The 3,620-nt window shown below is 64.1% G+C and carries 4 protein-coding genes and 1 pseudogene; all 5 read right to left on the bottom strand.

Going from position 1 to position 3,620, the window contains the following annotated elements; translation table 11 throughout:
- Positions 1 to 64: 64 nt before the first annotated feature.
- Complete coding sequence (locus tag AAC083_RS03620) at positions 65 to 811, bottom strand: substrate-binding periplasmic protein (RefSeq protein ID WP_108535825.1); 747 nt, start codon at positions 809 to 811, stop codon at positions 65 to 67.
- A 113-nt stretch (positions 812 to 924) separates the two neighbouring features.
- The gene (locus tag AAC083_RS03615; RefSeq protein WP_108535824.1) at positions 925 to 1,671 is read right to left on the bottom strand and encodes a substrate-binding periplasmic protein; all 747 of its coding nucleotides are present in this window, start codon (positions 1,669 to 1,671) and stop codon (positions 925 to 927) included.
- 72 nt (positions 1,672 to 1,743) lie between these two features.
- Positions 1,744 to 2,247 (bottom strand): GDYXXLXY domain-containing protein, encoded by a 504-nt coding sequence (locus AAC083_RS03610; RefSeq protein ID WP_108535823.1) that lies wholly within the window; start codon positions 2,245 to 2,247, stop codon positions 1,744 to 1,746.
- Positions 2,244 to 3,263 carry a DUF4401 domain-containing protein gene (locus AAC083_RS03605; RefSeq protein ID WP_108535822.1) on the bottom strand — a complete coding sequence of 340 codons (1,020 nt, stop codon included), beginning with the start codon at positions 3,261 to 3,263 and terminating at the stop codon, positions 2,244 to 2,246. Before AAC083_RS03605 ends, AAC083_RS03610 begins: the two co-directional genes overlap by 4 nt.
- Before the next feature lie 36 nt (positions 3,264 to 3,299).
- A pseudogene (locus tag AAC083_RS03600) lies at positions 3,300 to 3,620 on the bottom strand (DUF2157 domain-containing protein); the annotation flags it as partial.

The raw sequence follows: 3,620 nt of genomic DNA, 5'->3' as shown, positions 1-3,620 counted from the left end.
GCGTGATGCCATGGCGACACCAGACATCACACGGGGCCCCATGGGCCCCGCATGACGGGTTCGCCTAGCGGGCGGGGAAGTACTTGTTCTGGATCTGCTGGAATTCGCTGCTGGCCAGCACCTGAGTCAGGCCGGTCTGGAACTCCTTGACCAGCTCGTCGCTGACCGGGCGGCTGAAGGCGAAGCAGAACTGCTCCGAGCTCAGCGTCCAGGCCACCTTGAACTGGGCGGGATCCAGCTGCTGGGTGGCGATGAGATCCATCAGGGTGGTCTTGTTGGTTGAGACAAGATCGACCCGGCCCGAGGTGAGCATCTTGAGCGCCTGTGGCAGGCGGTTGGCGGCCATGATTTTCTGCTCGTCAAAGCCGTTGTTGAGCAGCAGCTGCTCCCCCACGTCGGCGCGCACCGCCCCTATGTTGTACTGCTGGGCATCCTCCAGCTTGGTGAGGGTGAGCGGGTGCTTGGCCAGCCCCATCAACACAATCTCGGCATAGCCGATGGGGCAGGCCCACTTGAACAGCGGATCCCGCGCCCCGGTACGGGCGGTGGAGAAGAGCACCACATTGGGTTTTTGGGTCAGCAGGTAGTAGCCCCGTGCCCAGGGCATGATGGTGATGGTCTGGGCCGGGGTGTTGGTCTTCTGCCACACCTGATGCAGCAGCTCGACGGCGAGGCCGGTGGGGGCGCCGGCTTCGTTGGCGAAGTTGTAGGGTTTGTACTCTTCGGTGAGGTAGTGCAGTTTGCCAAGTCCAGGGCTGGCCTGGGTGATGGCGGTAACCATGAGCGCGGCGATTCCAATCCATTGTTTCATCTTGGCCATCCTGATGTGGTGTTCCTTCATCCTCAAGTGTTACCACATCATGATTATTCGCCAATCGGATCGGCGCGGGCATCAGGGGGATGGGTCGCCAGGTCGCGCTGGATTCAAGGGGGAGAGAGGTATTTGAGCCGCAGGCGCTGAAACTCCGGCGAGGCCAGCGCCCCGGTCAGGGCGTGCTGGAACTGCTTGACCACGCTGTCATCCACCTGAGGGCTGAAGGCGTAGCAGAGCGCTTCGGCATCCAGCACCAGGGCCACATTGAAATCATCGGGGTTGAGCTTGAGCTCGTCGATGGCGTCATAACCGGCCAGCTTGCTGGTGGCCAGCAGATCGGTGCGGCCCGAGACCAGCATGCGCAGCGCCTGGCTCAGCCGCTTGGCCGGTATGATGCGCGATTCATCCATGCCCCGGTTGAGCAGCAACTGCGCGGAGGCATCGGCCCGCACGGCGCTGATCAGGTAGGCGTTCATCTGCGCGGGGGTGGTCAGGCTGATGGGGCGCTGCTTGTGGGCCAGCAGTATGTATTCGGCGTCGTCGATGGGGCAGGCCCACTTGAACTGGGGGGCGCGGGTGTCGGTGCGGGCGATGGAGAAGAGCACCACATTGGGTTTGTGGGTCAGCAGGTTGTAGCCTCGCGCCCAGGGCAGGATGCGAATGGGCTGGGCAGGGGTGCCGCTGCGCTGCCAGACCATCTGCAGCAACTCGACCGCCAGCCCGCTGGGCTGACCGGCCTCATCGCTGAAGTTGTAGGGGGGGGACTCCTCGGTCAGGTACTCCAGCTTGGCCAGATCTGCCTGCGCGGAACCAAGGTTCGACATCAACAGCAGATAACAGCACAACTTTATCCTCATGAGCCCATCCTTGGTGTCAAGCCTGTGATCCTCTGGCGCAGAGTGGGTAAAAAGGTCTGATATTGCAAGTGCTTACCAACGCCCCCTGCTGGTTCCCATCAGCTTGAACTGCTCATCACGCAGCCCGACCAGCAGCGCCTTGCCATCTGCTTGCAGCCGAAATTCGCCGTAGCGTGCCCCTTCATACTGCGCCCCTGTGCCCTCTTCGAAGAAGAAGGCATCGGGCCCGATCAGCCACTGGTTGTCGCTGCGCCGCACCTGTAACAGCCGCTCATCCGGCGCCAGTTGCGCGGACGTGCCATCGGCCACCCAGCTGGCCACCTGTTGCCCATCGAGGCGGATCACCAGGGTATCGCTGCCATTGGCGCGTTCGCTGTTGCGATGGGCACCGAGCTGGCGGGCAATGTCGTAGTTCAGCCGCATGTAATCCCCCTGCATCAGGGAGCGGGGGTCGACCGGTGCCAGCCTGAGCAGCACCCTGTCGGCGCTGCTGATGGCGCGCTCGTAACGCCAGACGGTGACGTTGATGGCTGCCAGTATGGCGAGGCCGGTCAGCAGGAGCCCAAGCCGTCTCATGATGGTGTCCTCCCATTCAGAACCTTCAGTAGCTGGCGGGTGCCGAGCAGCAGGGCGCCCGAGCCCAGCAGCAACCAGGATTTGGTCATCAGGGTCAGCCCCAGATCGTAGTAATAGAGGGAGCCAAAGCCGAGCAGCAGCAGGCCCGCCAGCGTCATCAGCCCCATGCTCCCGGCATAAAAGCCGAGCACCAGCACCAGCGTGCCAGCCCCCATGCCGGGGATGAGGGCGCTGATCAGCACCAGTGGCAGCCCATACCGCAGTGGCAGCTTGAGCCGGACCATGACCCCGAGCAGCAGGGCTGCGCAGAGCAGGGGATTGAGCCAGAGCGGCAGGCGGGAGTGGCCCAGCTCGTCGAGCATGTTGGCGCCCCCGTCCCACAGCGGCTGGTGCAAGCGCCCCAGCACCAGCAGGGAGAGCGCCAACCCTAGGGTGAGGGATTCGTAGCACTGATGGTGGACGGGCTGACGCTCCGCCTGCAGCCAGCAGAGGGTGATGGCCGCCATCACCAGTGGCAGCGCCAGCAGCTGCAGGCCGAGACAAGCCAACCCAAGCGTGAGCAGTATGGCGGCGGCGAAGCTGTGGAACAGCCGGATCAGCCAGTGCTCGAACAGGGCGGCGATGGCCAGCGAGAGCAGGGCCAGCCCCAGCCAGAGCGGCGCCGAGTGCGGGTCAAGCTGATCAATGAGGCCATAGAGCAGCCAGGCATCGGCGGCCAGCGCCAGCGCCAGCACGAACTGATCCACCAGATCGCTGGATGTGGCGTTGCGCTGGGCGAAGCGGTTGAGGCTATAGGCGATGGCCATCAGCACGACGCCCATCATCAGGGCGCTGTTGGCATCCCGGGTGAGCTGCGAGAACGACATGAACAGGAAGAACAGCAGGAAGAGGGCGGCGATCCAGCCCACCATGCCGAGCAGGAAGCGGCTCGACCAGTGGGGCCGGGTATCATGGGGGGCGTCCCCTTCCACCAAATTGGCCTGTTGCAGCCGCTGCCAGGGGGTCAGATCAGCCATGGTGCCTCCTCTTGACGGGCTTGCCCGATACCTTGCTTAGGCATGGGACCTCCGTTGCTGTTGCAGCCAGCGGCTGGCGGCCACTGACAGGCCGATGGCAATCAGACTGAGCAGCAGAAAGCCGTTGATGTCGGGCTCCATCCACTTGCCAAGGGCCGCCAGGATCACGGCGATCAGGCTCAGGCAGCCCATGGCGAGCCCGGCGATAAATCTGTGGTGCCAGCACAGATAGGCGGCGCCAAGCCATGCGATCCAGGCGGGCCAGACCCAGGGGGAGGCGGCATCAAACAGCGCCAGCAACGCCAGCAGGGTGACGCCGAGACCGGCGGCCAGGCCCGGCAGCCAGGCCGGTAGCAG

Origin of the sequence: Aeromonas sp. HMWF014 (assembly GCF_963878295.1) — a bacterium.
GTDB lineage: Bacteria > Pseudomonadota > Gammaproteobacteria > Enterobacterales > Aeromonadaceae > Aeromonas > Aeromonas popoffii.
This window is presented reverse-complemented; position numbering and strand designations above follow the sequence as displayed.